Origin of the sequence: Paenibacillus sp. MAEPY2, from assembly GCF_000499205.1 — a bacterium.
Classification (GTDB): Bacteria; Bacillota; Bacilli; order Paenibacillales; family Paenibacillaceae; genus Paenibacillus; species Paenibacillus vandeheii.
Genome location: NZ_AWUK01000011.1, coordinates 1 through 16,938, shown reverse-complemented (window position 1 = coordinate 16,938; position 16,938 = coordinate 1). Strand labels below are relative to the sequence as shown.

The window sequence follows — 16,938 nt, the reverse complement described above, 5'->3', positions numbered from 1 at the left end:
TTGAAGCTAAGCTTCATTTTGTGGTTATTTTGCTACTACGCTTCCTGGAGGATATGCTCTACCAGCTCATCCAAAGGAACCGTTGCGAGAGCAATCGCTGTATCTGTTACCCCGTAATAGATATAGAGCAGTCCGTCTTTGACCACATTCCCGGTCGGGAAGATGACATTCGGGATCTGGAACCCAAACTTCTCATAATACGTCTCTGGCTCCATAATAAAATTAGCTGTCCGGGCAATGATTTTCTCCGGCTGCTCCAAATCCAGCAGCATCGCCCCCACGCGGTAGACAATGTCCTCATCGACGCCGTGATAGAGCACCAGCCAGCCCTTGTCCGTGCGTACTGGTGGCGTAGAGCCTCCGATCTTCCGCGATTCCCAGGACAGGCTTCCGGCGGTGGCGAGCAGCTTCGGCTCTTCCCAGTTCACAAGATCCTCGGAGTAGGTTATCCACATAGCCGCATTATCCGTTCCGTAGGCTTCTCCCACATATTCCTCGGGGCGGCGCAGCAGCACGAATTTGCCGCCTATCTTCTCGGGAAACAGAATGTTGTCCCGGTCATTGATATCAAGTGGTGTCGTGTCTGCCACAAACTCCCAATCCAACAGATTATCCGACTTCAGAATAGAGGACCGGGTCAGCCAATGCCCCTCCTCTTCCCCCCACCCATCCGGATATTCGGGAATAGAGCGCAAGGGTACGCCTGCTCCTGTAGGATAATAGCTCATTGCACAGGGGCGCAGGGCATAGTTCAAATAGAATGTGCCTTCGATTTTGACAATCCGCGGGTCCTGTACACTGCCATATGGGAATCCCAGCATATCGGGCGTCACAATTGGTTCATCCCTCACATGGGTAAAGTTTACGCCGTCTTCGCTCTCAAGCAGCCCCAGGTAATTCTTACAAGGCGTCAGGGAACCTGCGGTGCGCTCAATCATATAAAATTTGCCGTTATTAATAATGACTGCAGGATTGAAAACCGTAACCTTTCGCCATTCATAGCCGCCCGGTACAACAATAGGATTATCCGGATGTCTTGTGATTTGCATATCTATCCCTCCTGCATTAGTTGGATTTCCATCGGTCATAGGCAGCCTGGTTGATTTCAGCTACACGCTCTCCGCCCATTTTCTTGACGGTCGCCACATAATTGTCCCAACCACTAAGCGGCTCGGCACCGGTGATGAACTTCGCTTCCATCTGATTCACATATGTTCTCAAATCAGAATTAAGACTGCTGATTTCGGTCTGCTCTTCCACGGTGAAGAACAAGGTCGGGAACGGAATTCGTGCGCCTTTATCGAGAAGCTTTTCCTGGGTTTCCTGCTCTACCCAGAGGTCAAAATCTGTCTTCAGCCCCTTACTAATATCATCCATGGACAGGGTTGGAGCGGGAATGCCGTAGTTGGGCGTCAGAGTTGCCCGGTAATCTTCCATTTCCTTGCCGTCTGGTACCGGTAAGTACTTCTTGACCCGGTTCTCTTTGTCAGTGTATTCCCAGAGAATACCCTCCGGCCCTTTATTGAAAAACATGGCACCTTCATAGGAGTAGAGATAATCTACCCAGCGCATAGAGGCCTCCGGGGCGGAATTGCTCTGCGTAATGGCAAAGGCGCCAGATGTAATTCCTCTGTTCTTCGCAATCGCCGGAGCAGCAACCGATTCGCTGCGGACAGGCGCAAACATCGGATCTGCCGTCGATGGCTCTCCGCCCTTGGACATGTAGGCATGCCAGTCGGAGAAAAGAGCGACCTGGTTGTTCTGAGCTTTGGCCTTCTTTTGCTCCGCCGTCTGCGAGAAGCTCTCATGATCCAGCAGGTCTTCGGACCACAGGCGGTTCATATAAGTCAAATATTCCTTATAGCCTTGTTCAAGCGGTGTATAATGCACCTTGTCTGCATCATCCACGTAAATTTCTTCTTCATAGATACCGAAGGCGCCAAGCAGCCAGGTACGGATATCGCGGAGGTTTGCAGCGGGTGTGGTCACTGAGGAAATCGGAATTTCATCGGCTTTGCCATTGCCGTTTGGATCTTCCTCTTTCACACGCTTCAGATAGGTATACAGCTCTTCTGTCGTTTCGGGAAGCTTGTCAATATTCAGCGCCTTGAGGAAGTCCCCGTTATACCACATCGGATTGCGGTACCAGTGCTGGCTAAGTTCGATTACCGGCAAGGAATAGATATGCCCGTCCGGTGCTGTAATTGATTTACGGACATCGGGATTCTCCTCCAGCAGTTTCTTAAAATTCGGAGCGTATTCTTCAATTAGATCCTCCAGGGGAATGAGGATACCCTGCTCTCCGTAATTCATCTGCTCTGCAGTCGTCAGACCAGCAGCATAGAGTATATCTGGGTAATCCCCGCTGGCCAGCACCAGATTCTTTTTGGTCTCGAAGCTGTCCTTCGGTGCATTCTTATATTCCAGGTTAATGCCGGTCTTCTCCTGCATCTGCTGGAGCACCGCCATGTTCTCCCAGTTCTGAATTCCTACATCAGGCGCCATAAGCGTCAGAGTAATGGGTTCATTGACAATCGGGAAACCTTCATTATTCACAGTGACTTCTCCAGTGCTGTTGTTCGCTGCACCTTCATTTGAATTACTGCAGCCTGCCAGCAGTGTAAGAACTAGAGCCGAAGACAGCAGAAGCTTCCATGATTTGCGTGTGTTCTGCATGAATAATTCCTCCCTTGTTATATAAACTTTCTAATCGTTTAGCCTTTAACAGAGCCAATCATAACCCCCTGTACAAAGTATCGCTGCAGGAACGGATAGACCGCAACGATGGGCAGTGTGGAGACAACTATCACTCCGTATTTAATCAGCGATGCCGTTTCTGCCTTATTATTCATAGCGGTCGCAACCTCGCCATTGATCGAAGCGCCTGTGGTTTCGGCCGACATTTCCTGAAGGACAAGGATCTGGCGCAGAACCATCTGCAGCGGATATTTGGCTTCATCATTCAAATAGATCAGGGACGGGAAGTAGCTGTTCCAATGGCTTACTCCATAGAACAGAGCCATAACGGCTACAATCGGTGCCGACAGCGGCAGAATAATGCGGATAAACAGCTTTAGATTCGTGCAACCATCAATATGCGCTGCTTCCTGCAATTCTTTTGGGATGGTCGTCTGAAAAAAGGTGCGGGCTACGACGATATTCCAAACCGAAGCGGCCACTGGCAGGATCAATGCCCACATACTGTTAATGAGGCCAAGGTTCTTGACCAGCAGATACGTCGGCACGAGTCCGCCGCTGAAGAACATCGTGAATAGAATGAGGCCCATGAACAACTGGCGCCCGACAAAATCAGATCTGCTTAGGGCATACGAGGCCGGCAAAGTAACGGCGAGATTCACCAGAGTCCCCGCCACAGTGTAAATAATCGTGTTCCAGTAGCCATTCCATATCTTCGGGTTCTCAAAAACAAGCTTGTAGCCGTCCAATGTCACATTCTTCGGAAATAGCCACATAGCTCCCGAATTGACGTCCTGGGGTGAACTGATTGAAGCGCTGAGAATATAGATGAGTGGATAGAGAACTACCACCAGTGCAAGACCCAAATAAATATAGGTGCTGATCAGAAACAGCTTGTCCCCCCTGGATTCTTTCATCGCAGTAACCAAAGTCTTCAACTCCTTTCTACCAGAGGCTATTCTCACTGGTGCGTTTCGCGATCTGGTTGACAGTAACAAGCAAAATCACGTTGACTACCGAGTTGAACAATCCCACAGCCGTTGAGAAACTATACTGGGCGTTCACGAGGCCCGCGCGATATACATAGGTGGAAATTACATCGGAAGCCTCCATATTGAGCGAATTCTGCAGCAGCAGAATCTTCTCGAAGCCAAGGCCCAGTATATTACCCATATTCAAGATTAGCATGATAGTTATGGTGGGCACGATCGTTGGCAGATTGATATGCAGCATCCGTTTAAACCGGCTTGCTCCATCCATAATGGCTGCTTCATGCAGCTGGGGATCTACACCTGACAGAGCCGCGAGATAAATAATGGTTCCCCACCCCGTGCTCTGCCAGACGCCAGATAAGACATAAACCGTTTTGAACCAAGCTGGATCAGTCAGAAACTGCGCTGGTTGAAAGCCCAGGAATTCGATGAACCTGACAATCATTCCGCTGGACGGCGACAAAAAGGTAATGATCATCCCTGCCATAACAACGACAGAAATGAAATGCGGCGCATAGGTTACCGTCTGGACTGATTTCTTGAACGGACCGTTGCGAACTTCATTGAAGGCCAGCGCCAGAATGATCGGAAGCGGAAACCCGATAGCGAGTTCATAGAAGCTGATGCTGAACGTGTTCCAGAGCAGATCCCAGAAAAAATAGGAATTGAAGAACCGTTCAAAATGGTCAAAGCCAACCCATTCGCTGCCCGTAATTCCTTTCGAAGGTACGAAATTCTTAAAAGCAATCTGAATACCGTACATCGGACCGTAATGAAAAACGAGGAAATACAATAACGCGGGAAGCATGAACAGATAGAGCTCCCAATTTTTCCAGATTCTTTTGCCAAGGGATTTGTTCTTCAATGAAGGATTTAAGGATACTGTTGCATGACTCCCCTTCATTCTCCCACTCCTCTCTATGGTAGTTTTCGTTACATAAAATAATGTATCGGCTTCGCATTTTTGCTCATCCCCTTACTGCGAACGCTTACAATTCGAAGTGTAGTGAAACAAAGTTGACACCGTAAATATGTAGGTTCTGCATTGTCATGTTAAGAGCGTGTAAAACCGCGTTACTGTAGTACTTTTCAGCTTGTCTTGATGTGAATATCTTCAGATGGAACATGGCTGCAAATATGTCAATTATGAACCTACTATCACACTTCATAAGTCACATATTGTGATCATCGGGAAGGTATGCAAACATTTGCTACGAATGCCAACCAAATGAAAATATTGTTCTGCGGAAGTACAACCTTAATCTTAACTTTACAGGAGGAGTTAGACTATGAACATGCCAGCTTCCATTACTACTTATCTTACAGAAGCCGATGAACGGCTTGCGCATCACCCGAAATTGCAGCAACTGTTCCGCAACTGCTTCCCGAATACGCTGGAGACAACAACCAAGCTGCTTGAAGACGGCACCACCTTCGTATTTACCGGGGATATCCCGGCCATGTGGCTGCGGGATTCTACGGAGCAAGTGCGCCATTATATCCCTTTTGCCAAAAATGACCCTGCGCTGCAACGGATTCTCCGCGGCTTGATTGCCCGTCAGATGTTCTATGTCAATATTGATCCATACACCAATGCCTTCAACGAAACGGCAAATGACAAACATTATCGGGCTACGGATGACTGTAATCTAAACCCGTGGATGTGGGAGCGCAAATACGAGCTGGACTCCCTCTGCTTCGTAGTACAGCTGGCTTATATGTACTGGAAGGAAGCGGAGCAGACTGATATCTTTGATACGGCCTGCTACCAGGCACTGACCTCTATCGTGAACGTTATCGAAACGGAACAGTACCACGGGGAGAAATCACCGTACCATTTCATCCGGGAGACGCTTCAGGATACGGAGACTTTGCACAATAACGGACGTGGCATGCCTGTCAATTACACCGGCATGAGCTGGTCGGGCTTCCGTCCGAGCGATGACAGCTGTGAGTTCGGCTACAATATTCCCTCCAACATGTTCGCTGTAGTGATTCTGGACTATATTCGCGAGATGGCAAGCGTAATCTATAAGGACGAAAGACTGGCGGCCCGGGCAGCGAAGCTGCGCAAGGAGATCGACTTTGGCATTCGTACCTACGGAATTGTGAATCATCCAAAATACGGCCGAATTTACGCCTACGAAACGGATGGATACGGTAATTATTCTCTGATGGACGATGCCGGCACACCAGGACTGATATCTATTCCTTATATTGGTTATGTGGGTGTGGAGGATGAAATTTATCAGAACACTCGCCGCTTTGCCCTCAGCTTCGATAACCCGTTCTATTTCGAGGGTAAACATGCCAGAGGCATCGGCAGTCCGCATACCCCTGGAGGTTATGTGTGGCATATGGCATTGTCCATGCAGGCGCTGACAGCAGATAACGATGAGGAGGTCAAAGAATTAATTGATATGCTTGTTCGGACCGATGCGGATACCGGATATATGCACGAAGGCTTTCACCCGGATGATCCCTTCGACTTTTCACGTGAATGGTTCGCCTGGTCCAACAGTCTGTTTGCTACACTGATCGGCAAAGTGATGGACAAAGGAATTGTATAAGCCCTTTTAAGCCTTACATTTTTTTAATGAAATATAGAGGAAAACCGTATCGTATTCCACCTATAAACAAACCGGCTGTGCCATCCAGTATAGAAGGAAGGCACAACCGGTTATTAGGGATTAGTGAAATTAGGGAAACTTTCGGATATCAACTTCCTCTATGGATGGTCAACACGCCAAGCGTCGAGCTGCCGTTGTATTTCCGCCCGCACCTCGTCCAGACCGACCTGCTTCAGCTCTTCGTAGAATTTGGGTAGTACCCTATCCACATCTACACTGCCTGTCATCAGGCTCGGATAGTACTTTTCCCAAACCATTTTTATGAGGTTGACCTGAATGGACATACGGGTTAAATTCGGCGTGAATCCGAGCAAGTTCGATTTGACGTATTCTGCGTTTGCTGCTCGGTACTGATCCCACTTATCCAACGGATCGGGATATGTTCCGCCGATCGTTTTGAGAATGAACCAGTTCCCTTGCGTATACTGCACACCTTCATAGCCGACTACTGACACCGGATCGTTGTAGCTGTCTCCAGAAGATTTCAGCAGCACCTGTCCGTTCTTGTCCAATGTATAATGCACACCTTCTATGCCGTAGTTAAACAGATTGCGGATCTCCGGGTCCGTGTTAAGCACATTCAAAAACTTTACGCTTTCAACGGGGTGTGCTGACTTTGCATTTATTTCCACAATCCCGCCGCGAACGGATTCCGTCGTGATCAGTGGCGGCGTCACGGGATAAGCAACAACCTTGTAGCCGCGATCTTTCAACGTAAGACAATAGTCAAAAAACAATAGGTTTCCGTATTTTTATTTCGATTTTCCATTGTGATTATCTAATGGATGTTTATTTATTTTAGTGTTAATAGTACAATTATCCGGATATACAGTAATAGAGGATTTCTATTATTATAAATTGGGGATTTACTTATGGAGGATGCTACTTAATGAACGACAAAACGGAAGACCGCAGTGATCAATCAGAGTCTTACGACTGCACGGTTCGATCCGTACGAGCTGACGCAAAGCGCAACATTCATGCTTTGCTCCGGGCTGCGATGACTGTATTCGCAACTTCAGGAGTAGACGCTCCAATTCGGGAGATTGCGGAGAAGGCTGGCGTCGGCGTCGGCACGGTATATCGCCATTTTCCACAGCGTTCGGATCTCATAGAGGCTGTCTTCCGACAGGAGATTGATGCTTGCGCAGATGCTGCTGAAGATTTAGCTGCTAAATATGAACCAGTTGAAGCATTAGAGCAATGGATGCTGCGCTATTTGGACTTCATAGCGACCAAACGCGGACTCGCGTCGGCCCTACATTCAAAGGATCCGGCATACGAGACTTTGCCAGTCTGTTTTGTAGAGGAACTAAGTCCAGCTCTTAAAATCTTGCTTGAAACGGCGACTACTGCTGGTAAAATACGTGCCGATGTCGAACCAGACGAATTGCTGTGGGCCGTCGCGAGCCTCTGTACGGCAGTAGACAACGGAGATACGGTACATGTGCAACATATCATTTCTCTGCTCGTAGATGGGTTGCGCTATCGTGCGAACCGCTAACATCTCCAAGCGCTCAAAGTTCATCTACGCAGCAAGACCATCAGAATATCGAAATGCGCTCCCTCACCGGCTGATGCCGAGAAGGGAGCGCATTTTGCATTTCTTAGAGCTTCACTTGGATTCAAGTCGACCAATTAGACTGGCACTTTCCAAAGTCTTGTGTATTGCTGACCAGCTGTCATGATCAATATCGAGTGCATGGCGAAGGTAAGCCCACGTGACTCGCTGAATCAAGGCGACTTGTTCTGGATTTTCATCTGTTGTTTCCCTGACTTCATAACCTGGGATTCCACCAAGTGAGTGTTCTGCACCGAAGAGGGTGAGCAGACTCTCGGCTCCCGGGCTTAAGAAGTAAGGATCGGCCATCCATTCTGGGCCGCGGACAGTCAACTGATACTTTTGCGGGACGTAGTCCTGGTCCCCAACGATTACAAGGCTGGGTGTAGTCATGTGTGCGAAGCTCACGTTCAGATGCGGCATATTCTCGGCTGCAAACGGTGTCAGGCTGTCTCCACCTTGCCCAGCGGTGGCAAACAGCACGCCTGCTTTGATGCGCGAGTCGGATAGGTCCTCTTCCTGCTTAGTCTCCGGGTTGAAAACTCGCAAACCCAGAAGATTGCCCGCCGTTTGGCCGCCGAAGGAGTGTCCGGCTGCGGCGATGCGGCTTCGGTCGAGGCGCCCGCTCAGGCCAGGAACAGCAGCTTCTAGAAAATCAAGCTGATCGAGGATGAGCTTCATGTCTTCAACTCTGGAACGCCAGATCCGTGGTGTGCGGGGATCGTCCTTGGGGAGATTCACTGTTCTTGAGTCGAGATGGGTGGGTTGTATGACCACAAAACCGTGTGCTGCCCAGAAATCAACCAGCGGGCCGTAACCCTCCAATGACGAGCCAGAGCCATGTGAGAAAACAATGATAGGTAAGTTTCCACCAGTCGTCGGCGCGGATACTCTCACTCTCAGATCCTCCCCACGCCAAGGGGCTGATAGCACGATCTGTTTCACTGAAACGATTGGAGAAGATGTATTATTCTTAATTTCCATAATAAATGTTCCTGCCCTTCTTTAAGAGATATAAGATTTGTGGTTACCGCCGCCTCTCATAAAGATGAGTTAAACGGAACAGTGTTCCTATTATATACGGAACGCTGTTCCGTTTGCAATATATTTTAAATTATTGCACATTTTGATCCGCTAACACTTCAATCTTATTGGTAAATTTAGCGTCACTTTCATCTTGCCCCATTAAAATCAATCATGCTCTTGTCCCGACCTTGAAACATAAAGGGCCCCCAAAATTGGGGGCCCTTCCCTTACAATGATGCTAAATCTCAACCAAAACGTAGATGGATACTTGTTTATTTTGAAACCGACATTATGATATTCTGAGTGTCACTTAAAGAAACAAACCAGTTTTGTAGAACGATATTATGGTGTGAAATGATCTGTTCTGCACTTAATAAGGAAGACTCCGCGGTACTGTGGGCATCTTCTGCTAAAATAACGTCATATCCCAAGCTAAATGCTCTTCGACATGTCGCATCAACACATATCTCAGTCTGAATTCCCGCGACAATCAGTCGATTAACGCCTAAATGATTTAAATGTGATTCAAGGTTGGTACCTTGAAATGAATCCGGAAAGTCCTTTTCAATTTTTACATCTTCTGCTAACAAGGGTAAGTCGGGGTGAAGACTCCAGCCTGAAGACGTTTTTGAGGTAATTGTCCCTAATTTCCCATTATGTTGCGTAAGTATGACTGGAATCTTACTTATGTGGGCCCAAGTAATAAGCTGCTTGATATTGGTTAATAATTTTTCACTGTTATGAATAAAGAGAGGATTCATAAAAGATCCGGTTTGCACATCTATAATCAATAAAGCTGGCTTATGGATCATAATTATCTCTCCTCTCCTCTTCTTCTTCATTAATTTCTAGAGGTTAGAATTTCCTGTAACCATTATTATATTCATCATTTTTTCCAACTTATCAGATATTAGACAAAGTTCTTGCCCTTTGTTTGGGACGAGAGCTTTTTTCTGAACAAAAAGCAAATGTTGCTTGGGACGTTACGTCACAATCTATAATGAAAAAAATGTGATAAAAGGAGCTTTCATTATGACTGAAACCAAGGCAAAGGAACCGTACAAAATACTGTTGAGAGTATCACTAACGCTAACAACATTTCTTTTTATTGGATTAGTTCTTATTTGGATAGTTAAACGGGGAGAAATGTTACCATTTATAGCTTCCTTATTTATACCAAATGAGATTAGTATTTTATCCGCAATACTCATTGGTCTTATTTCCAGTTTGTTTATAACGACTATTGTTCTATATACATTCATTAAAACAAGAACAGAACTACCCCAAACCGAGGGATCAGATATGGTTAAAAAAATAATGATTAGACCAAGTGGTATAGCTGTATCTGCAATAGGCGGTGGTTTTTTTGAAGAATTCTTTTTTAGAGGCGTGCTCATTGGTTTATTTATTGGATACTCTTTAATAGTGGATTGGCTCGTTATTTTAATAAGCACTTTTCTATTTTGGGTAATACATGTTCCCCAATATAAAGGAGCCGTCGGCATCCTCACAGGTGTGTTTGTAAATGGTTTGATTTTTGCACTACTTTTTTATTTTACCGGGTCGTTAATTCCACCCATGCTTGCCCATGGGATTTATAATACTTCTATTGGAATTATTCTGGCGAAAAAATACAAGAACTGATTTTTTTTGAAAAGAGGAATGAGATGAAATTAACAGTGAGTAAATTTGCAAAGCTGGCTGACACTACTGTTCGTACATTACGACATTATCGACAACTTGGAATATTAGTCCCCTCACAAAAAAATGAAAATGACCATTATATCTATGTAAACGAGGATTTTAAAAGGCTTCACGAAATACAATTATTACAAAGTTTAGGACTTTCCTTGAACGAAATTAAAGTCTGTTTGGAAAATCCGAAATATTCTTTCAAAGAAATAATTAGAGTTCAAGAACAATCACTTCAACAAAGAAGAGAAGCAATTGATTATTCTTTAGCATTAATTGAACGAATACAATTGTTAACCGAGCAAGATCAACTCTTAGAATCAAACTCAGAAATACTCATGCTCCTTATGAATTCCATGCGTGTTGAGAAGGCTCAAAAAAAGCTGCTTCAAAAGTATGTCTCTATGGATATTATTGATCAGGTGTTTCCAGAGGATATCTCTAAGCAAACGTACTTGGATGGACAACTATATAATTTGTTATTGCTTGTCCATCGAGCTATCGTGAACGATCTTAAACCAGATCATCCCTGCATCCAGCAGCAGCTGCGAGACATAGTTGCAAATACTCCATTAAATAATCTGATTTTCTATAACGAGGTGCATAACGAAGAATTTTATAAAAACGTAAAACCCTATGAGTCGTTAGTGCCTAAGCATACCATGGATTTTTTAAAAGAAGCATTTGAGGTATTCAATACGAAGAAGAATTCTTCTCTAAAGGATTGAACCAATCCCCTTCTTCTTCCCGATCCAGCAGATTCAGCCGATTTCCCCACCAAACAAAGCGTGTTACCATGCAAGTTTAATGAACATATGGCTTCCTGTTTTTCTTGATCCAGTATGAGTCCTTGTGCTTGTTGAATTTTTATCCATAAATGAAAAATATATGATATATTTGACAAGCAACTAAAACAGATTCGGGAAAAGAGGATGTTATATGAAAAAAGTCTTTTTATCTTGTCTTGCCATACTCATGTTTTTGATTCCATTTTCCCCTGTGACTTCCGCTGCGAGTGGAGATCGGTTGATTTATGACACAATGTATAATGTCGCTGGTGGAGGGTTAGTGTCAAACAATAACAGATTTTCGTTTCAATTTGATAACTGGGGCGATGCGCAAATCTGGGACGTCAAGACACGCACGATGATATGGAACTCCAAGACTAAAGACACGAGAATACATAAACTCCAGATTAATTATTTCAGCGGTAAGTTGGTCATATCAGATCCGCAAAACACACCTTATTGGACATCGGATAACTTGGCGTGGGCTAAGGCATGGTATGGAGCAGACAATGTGCCAGCCAATCTTAGAGGTAATGTGTTGATCATGCAAACTGACGGCAATCTGGTACTGTACAACAATGAAAATCCGGCCTTGGACTGGTATCCTGTCTGGGCTTCCAATACAGGTGGACATTAGACACCATAAACAGGCCTTGCAAGTGGATTCAAGCTCTCATCCGTTATTATTATGTAATGTGATTTTCTTAAAAAGTTGTTGCACACCAAAAGATCTCTTCACTAGTGAAGAGATCTTTTGGTATTTCCCATATAAAAACCGACGGAATCGGCAATCGATATGGCAATTTTGAGTGGCATCACTCTTTTATTTTCGATAAAGTCGTAAACTCGTTCCGGTTGATTTATTTGTGCAATATGATGTTGCCCATGCCAGACATATCTTTGTATTGCAACATCTAAGCTCATGATTCCATGAGTAGGACTTAGAACTGTAAAAGACCATAGTTTGCTGTTGTTTATGCGGCGCCAGGGTCTTTTACATATTGTTATTCGTTAGGCATTTCGTTAAAGAAAGCTACATCATCAACTGCCAACCTCACCGTCGGATGACCGGGCTTCGCCGCCTTGCCAATGGCGATTAACATAATCGGAATGTAGCGTTCTGATATGCGGAAAGCTTCCTTGAGCTTTTGTTTGTCGTAGCCGCCCATCGATACCGTGTCGTAGCCTTTAGCACGAGCGACAAGCATGAGCTGCATCGATACTAGCCCCCCGTCGGTATACACTTTTTCGTGGATAGCCTCGGGTGGCATGCTCGAATACATCCCAGTATAGCGTTCCACGAACGATTTAGCTGTTTCTGCAGGCATGTAACCCGCTTCGACAGCCATTCCATAGATTTTCTCGGCCAATGTATAACACTCCAAATCTCCGAGTACCGCAATGACTGCCGAAGCCTCGACGACTTGCTGTTGATTGAATGCGATTGGAAGCAGCTTCTGCTTCAGCTCCGGCGAATCGATAACGAGAAAACGCCATGGCTGCAGATTAGCGGCTGAAGGAGCCAACGTGGCTTGTCGCAATATGTCGGTCAATTCCTCCCGCGAAATCTTGGCTTCGGCATTATAACTACGAACCGAACGGCGTTCTCCAATAACATCAAAAAAAAGTTGGTGCCCCATTGTTACAAATGGTTGTGAAACCGGCATGTTTCTTTCCTCCCTTTTGAAAAGCAGCATTCTTTATTTTCTTTCAATACAACATAAGTAGTTTGAACAACACTTGTTGTATTTATATGGTATAATACCAACCGAATGGTACGCAATCATCAATAAACATAAACCGTTGGATAGACAACACTACTTCTATAATGTCGTTTTATTAGGGGAGATCTTAACGATGACAATTAAAAAAAATGATGCTGATCCTCGTGTGAAACGTACACGGCGACTCCTTCAGGACGCTTTTGCTTCATTAACTCAAGAAAAAGATTTTGAATCGATAACCGTTAGGGATATTGCAGAGCGTGCAACGGTTAACAGAGCGACTTTTTATGCGCACTTTGTCGATAAATTTGAGATTCTGGAAGCAAAATTAATGGAATCATTCATGACAATCATAAATCGCAGAATAAACGGTCACGAAGTATTAAATGAAGAAACCATTCAGAGTGTTTTTCTGGGTGTGTGCGATTTTCACGAGGGTTTAAGCACGATGTGCAAAAGAAGGTATACATCGCTTGGATCTGTATTCGAAATTCAAATAAAGGAAAAAATCCAATCGATTCTCCTATCCTTTATAGATAAAGACAAGATGCTATCAAGTCCAAACGCATACTTATTAATAAATACATCTTCTATCATGTTAAGTTGGGGGATGTATGGGGCCGCTTACGTTTGGAACAATGAAGGGTGTCAATTAAGTGCGGAAGCATTCGTTAAACAGACAATGCCCTTAATGATGAACGGAGCCAAAGAACTCCTCGGATAGCACCTGGGATACATTTTAAGGGACCCTTGCTTCTCCTCAAATGCTTACCCATTTACTGCAACTAACAAAAAACCAGCCCCTATTAAAAATACATAGTAGGCTGGTTTGTAACATTCCAAACGTTGCTCGGTCTGCTATGCTTCATTTGAGTCTGTCGATTACCCACGTCCGCCCTGAAAGGAAGGATATTTTGTCATGCCTCCATCAACGAACAGGGTAATACCTGTCACATAGCTGGATTCCGAAGAAGAGAGCCATACGGCAGCCGCTGCAATTTCTTCCGGCTTTCCGATATAACCGAGCGGCACCAGATCCTCAACCGATGTTCGCAGTTTGGGATTGGCGAATTTAACTGCGTTAATGGGCGTGTTAATTGCACCCGGTGCGATGCTGTTCACACGAATGCCCTTTGGCGCAAACTCCAGAGCTAGCGTCTCAGTCATCATCTTGACCCCGCCCTTGCTCGCGGCATAATGAAGGAAATGCGGCCATGGGATAACTTCATGTACACTGGAAATATTGATGATTCGGCCTTTGATATCATGCTTTAGCATGTAATTCACGGCCTCCTTTGAACCGAGGAAAGCTCCGGTTAGATTCACATCAATGACCCGTTTCCAGTCTTTCAAACTCAGCTCCTCTGACGGAACCTCGTTCTCAATGCCGGCATTGTTGATCATAATATCCAGGGAGCCAAAATGTTCATGCGCCGCCTGCACTAGCTCCTTTACGTCCTCTTCTTTGGAGACATCTCCCTTTACACCAATAGCCTGCCCACCGTACGATTTGATTTCTTCAATGAGGGGCTGTATGTTCTGATTACTACTGTAGTAATTGATCAAAACATTTGCTTTTTCCTTACCAAAACGCAGTGCCATCGCTTCTCCCAGGCCAGTAGCAGCTCCGGTAATGACAACTGTCTGTCCTTGAAGATCCGTATACATCCTGATTACCTCCTGTCTGCATTGACTGATATGTTCAAAATTACATTAACCAATTCGTTCCGCCATAAACATGATCTGACCAGTCCAGAGGAGTTGACCATGATCCCAGTATCATCATTTATATTCATATTCAGTCACTCCATTAATGCTTTGTTTCCCGAACCTACAAAACTCTCGCGCCTCATAGTAAACAACCACAAAAAAGGCCAACCATTAAACACTGGCTGACCTGTTAATACGAAAAAAGCCGCTAAAGAAGATGATTTTCAATGGGTTATATTCTCTTCCTTTGACATCAATTCACCGGATCTGTTGCCAGCGTACCGCGTACAATCGTAATTGTGATCCCAACAAGAGCCAGCGGTAATTGTACAGAAACGGTCCCTTTTAATTGAACTCTAGGGTTAGCTCGCTGTACATGGATGAGAGCAAAATGCCGAAACGCTAATATGAAATGGGGCTCTCAAAAGCCCCATTGACTAGACAGTTTCTTAACCGTTTCTTAGTGATCCAGGAATACAAGCTGAATGAAGAATAATACGGCAAAAATGTAGAATATCGGATGAACATCCTTGCCCTTTCCGCGAAGCAGCTTGAGTACCGGATAGAAAATGAAGCCTACGCCAATGCCTGTCGCAATGCTGTGCGTCAATGGAGTAAGAATGATAATCAGGAAAGCAGGAAATGTTTCTTCGAGGTCCTTCCAATTGATTTTACTGATTACACTAATCATAAAATAGCCAACAATAATCAGAGCCGGAGAAGTAATCGCCGGGATACCTGATATCACACTTACGATAGGTGTAAAGAACAAAGTAAGAGCAAGCAGAACACTTACTGTTACTGCCGTCAGTCCTGTTCTTCCCCCTGCAGCCACCCCTGTGCTGGACTCGATATAAGCCGATGTTGGGCTCGTTCCAAGCAAAGCGCCTGTGGTAGTCCCTACCGCATCAGCTAGTAGGGCGCCGCGTGAGCGCGGAAATTTACCTTCCTTCAGCAAACCTGCTTGTTCAGCAACTCCGAGCATCGTCCCCGTCGTATCAAACAGCGTGATCAACAGGAAGGTAAATATGATGGTATACAAACCATTAGAGAACACACCCGCCAAATCCAGTTGGAAAGCCGTTGTCGTGAGGCCTTGCGGCATGGATACAATCGATTCCGGCATTTGAAACAGTCCCATGATCCAGGCAAGTATCGCTGTGACCACCATTCCGATGAACAGATAACCTTTTACATTGTACGCCATAAGCACAACAGTGATAATCAATCCGATAATGGTCAGGTAAGTCATTGGCTCTGCCAAGTTACCAATCGTAATTAAATTTGATTCTGAATCAGCAATAATTCCTGAATTTTGCAGGCCTACGGTTGTAATAAACAATCCGATCCCTGCTGTTATGGCGTGTTTAAGGCTCGCAGGAATGGCATCAAGCAGCATGTAACGAAATGAGGTAAGCGATAAAATAATAAACAAGAGCCCTGCTATAAATACCGCACCTAGTGCCACCTGCCAAGACACGCCATATCCGGCAACTACACTATAGGCGAAAAAGGCATTCAAACCCATACCAGGCGCTATAACAATCGGGTAATTGGACCCTATTCCCATAATCAGCGTCGCCACAATACTCGCCAACACCGTAGCAATGAATACTCCGTTAAAGTCCATCCCCGTGCTGCTGAGTATTCCTGGGTTTACGATAACTATGTATACCATCGTGAAGAATGTCGTGATTCCTGCGATGATCTCAGTTGAAACGGTCGTGCCTCTTTCTTTTAGTTTGAACCAGTTGTCCATGATAAAGCCAGCCTCCAACTTTCAAATTATTCTCCAAAGCCAAAAACAAAAAAATCCTAATCATCGTAATAGGATTGTAATATTACCGCTCCTATATTCGTCATTAGGATTAAAAAGCTAAGATTCTAAACCAATGAAAAGATACTCATTCTGCTTTAACCTGATGCCCCTTTCGAATTTTAATAAAAACAACACTCCTTGTCAACGAATTAACGTATTGTTCACAGTTATTTACGAACTATATAGAAATGAAATGGAGTATTCATTCGTTTTTGTCTTCATTCCGATTTTTCTCAAACTGTTCTTCTATATAAATTGAACTAAAGAATATTTACACTCGCCACTCCGATGACAGAACA

16 protein-coding genes are annotated in these 16,938 nt (G+C 44.9%); 6 read left to right on the top strand and 10 right to left on the bottom strand.

Translation table 11 applies throughout. The features are described 5' to 3' along the window. Positions 1-35: 35 nt before the first annotated feature. The 4 genes from P364_RS0109595 to P364_RS0109580 are packed head-to-tail and all read right to left on the bottom strand — an operon-like array spanning position 36 to position 4,593. Positions 36-1,049 carry a glycosidase gene (locus P364_RS0109595; RefSeq protein ID WP_024629921.1) on the bottom strand — a complete coding sequence of 338 codons (1,014 nt, stop codon included), beginning with the start codon at positions 1,047-1,049 and terminating at the stop codon, positions 36-38. 16 nt (positions 1,050-1,065) lie between these two features. After that, positions 1,066-2,676, bottom strand: coding sequence for an extracellular solute-binding protein (locus P364_RS0109590; protein ID WP_024629920.1), 1,611 nt, complete (start codon positions 2,674-2,676; stop codon positions 1,066-1,068). A gap of 38 nt (positions 2,677-2,714) precedes the next feature. After that, positions 2,715-3,626: a carbohydrate ABC transporter permease gene (locus P364_RS0109585; RefSeq protein WP_024629919.1), complete on the bottom strand. Its 912-nt coding sequence runs from the start codon at positions 3,624-3,626 to the stop codon at positions 2,715-2,717. A 16-nt stretch (positions 3,627-3,642) separates the two neighbouring features. Beyond that, positions 3,643-4,593 (bottom strand): ABC transporter permease, encoded by a 951-nt coding sequence (locus P364_RS0109580; RefSeq protein ID WP_029880874.1) that lies wholly within the window; start codon positions 4,591-4,593, stop codon positions 3,643-3,645. 385 nt (positions 4,594-4,978) lie between these two features. Between P364_RS0109580 and P364_RS0109575 the strand changes: the two genes are divergently transcribed. Then, positions 4,979-6,259, top strand: a complete 1,281-nt coding sequence (locus P364_RS0109575; RefSeq protein WP_024629917.1) for a glycoside hydrolase family 125 protein — start codon at positions 4,979-4,981, stop codon at positions 6,257-6,259. Between the two features lie 158 nt (positions 6,260-6,417). Here the strand turns inward: P364_RS0109575 and P364_RS0109570 are convergent, their stop codons facing one another. Beyond that, positions 6,418-7,056 (bottom strand): ABC transporter substrate-binding protein, encoded by a 639-nt coding sequence (locus P364_RS0109570; protein ID WP_024629916.1) that lies wholly within the window; start codon positions 7,054-7,056, stop codon positions 6,418-6,420. A 152-nt stretch (positions 7,057-7,208) separates the two neighbouring features. On the opposite strand from P364_RS0109570, the gene P364_RS0109565 reads away from it, so the two are divergent. After that, on the top strand, positions 7,209-7,823 hold the full coding sequence (locus tag P364_RS0109565; protein WP_024629915.1) for a TetR/AcrR family transcriptional regulator: 615 nt from the start codon (positions 7,209-7,211) through the stop codon (positions 7,821-7,823). 111 nt (positions 7,824-7,934) lie between these two features. Here the strand turns inward: P364_RS0109565 and P364_RS0109560 are convergent, their stop codons facing one another. Both P364_RS0109560 and P364_RS0109555 read right to left on the bottom strand, forming a co-directional pair. Beyond that, a complete protein-coding gene (locus P364_RS0109560; protein WP_024629914.1) occupies positions 7,935-8,864 on the bottom strand; it encodes an alpha/beta hydrolase family protein in 930 nt (309 codons plus the stop codon). 314 nt (positions 8,865-9,178) lie between these two features. Then, entirely contained in the window at positions 9,179-9,718 is a 540-nt protein-coding gene (locus tag P364_RS0109555) for a cysteine hydrolase family protein (protein ID WP_024629913.1), read from the bottom strand. A gap of 220 nt (positions 9,719-9,938) precedes the next feature. Between P364_RS0109555 and P364_RS0109550 the strand changes: the two genes are divergently transcribed. The 3 genes from P364_RS0109550 (at position 9,939) to P364_RS0109540 (ending at position 12,023) form a co-directional block, all read left to right on the top strand. Continuing rightward, positions 9,939-10,550: a CPBP family intramembrane glutamic endopeptidase gene (locus P364_RS0109550; RefSeq protein ID WP_024629912.1), complete on the top strand. Its 612-nt coding sequence runs from the start codon at positions 9,939-9,941 to the stop codon at positions 10,548-10,550. A 23-nt stretch (positions 10,551-10,573) separates the two neighbouring features. Further along, positions 10,574-11,326 (top strand): MerR family transcriptional regulator, encoded by a 753-nt coding sequence (locus P364_RS0109545; RefSeq protein WP_024629911.1) that lies wholly within the window; start codon positions 10,574-10,576, stop codon positions 11,324-11,326. Between the two features lie 211 nt (positions 11,327-11,537). After that, positions 11,538-12,023, top strand: a complete 486-nt coding sequence (locus P364_RS0109540; RefSeq protein ID WP_024629910.1) for a hypothetical protein — start codon at positions 11,538-11,540, stop codon at positions 12,021-12,023. A gap of 367 nt (positions 12,024-12,390) precedes the next feature. On the opposite strand, the gene P364_RS0109535 is transcribed toward P364_RS0109540, so the two are convergent. After that, the gene (locus P364_RS0109535) at positions 12,391-13,053 is read right to left on the bottom strand and encodes a nitroreductase family protein (protein ID WP_024629909.1); all 663 of its coding nucleotides are present in this window, start codon (positions 13,051-13,053) and stop codon (positions 12,391-12,393) included. A 190-nt stretch (positions 13,054-13,243) separates the two neighbouring features. On the opposite strand from P364_RS0109535, the gene P364_RS0109530 reads away from it, so the two are divergent. Next, on the top strand, positions 13,244-13,834 hold the full coding sequence (locus P364_RS0109530) for a TetR/AcrR family transcriptional regulator (RefSeq protein ID WP_024629908.1): 591 nt from the start codon (positions 13,244-13,246) through the stop codon (positions 13,832-13,834). 158 nt (positions 13,835-13,992) lie between these two features. Here the strand turns inward: P364_RS0109530 and P364_RS0109525 are convergent, their stop codons facing one another. Both P364_RS0109525 and P364_RS0109520 read right to left on the bottom strand, forming a co-directional pair. Then, positions 13,993-14,778: a glucose-1-dehydrogenase gene (locus P364_RS0109525; RefSeq protein WP_024629907.1), complete on the bottom strand. Its 786-nt coding sequence runs from the start codon at positions 14,776-14,778 to the stop codon at positions 13,993-13,995. A gap of 502 nt (positions 14,779-15,280) precedes the next feature. Further along, a complete protein-coding gene (locus tag P364_RS0109520) occupies positions 15,281-16,579 on the bottom strand; it encodes an NCS2 family permease (RefSeq protein ID WP_024629906.1) in 1,299 nt (432 codons plus the stop codon). Between the last annotated feature and the right edge of the window lie 359 nt (positions 16,580-16,938).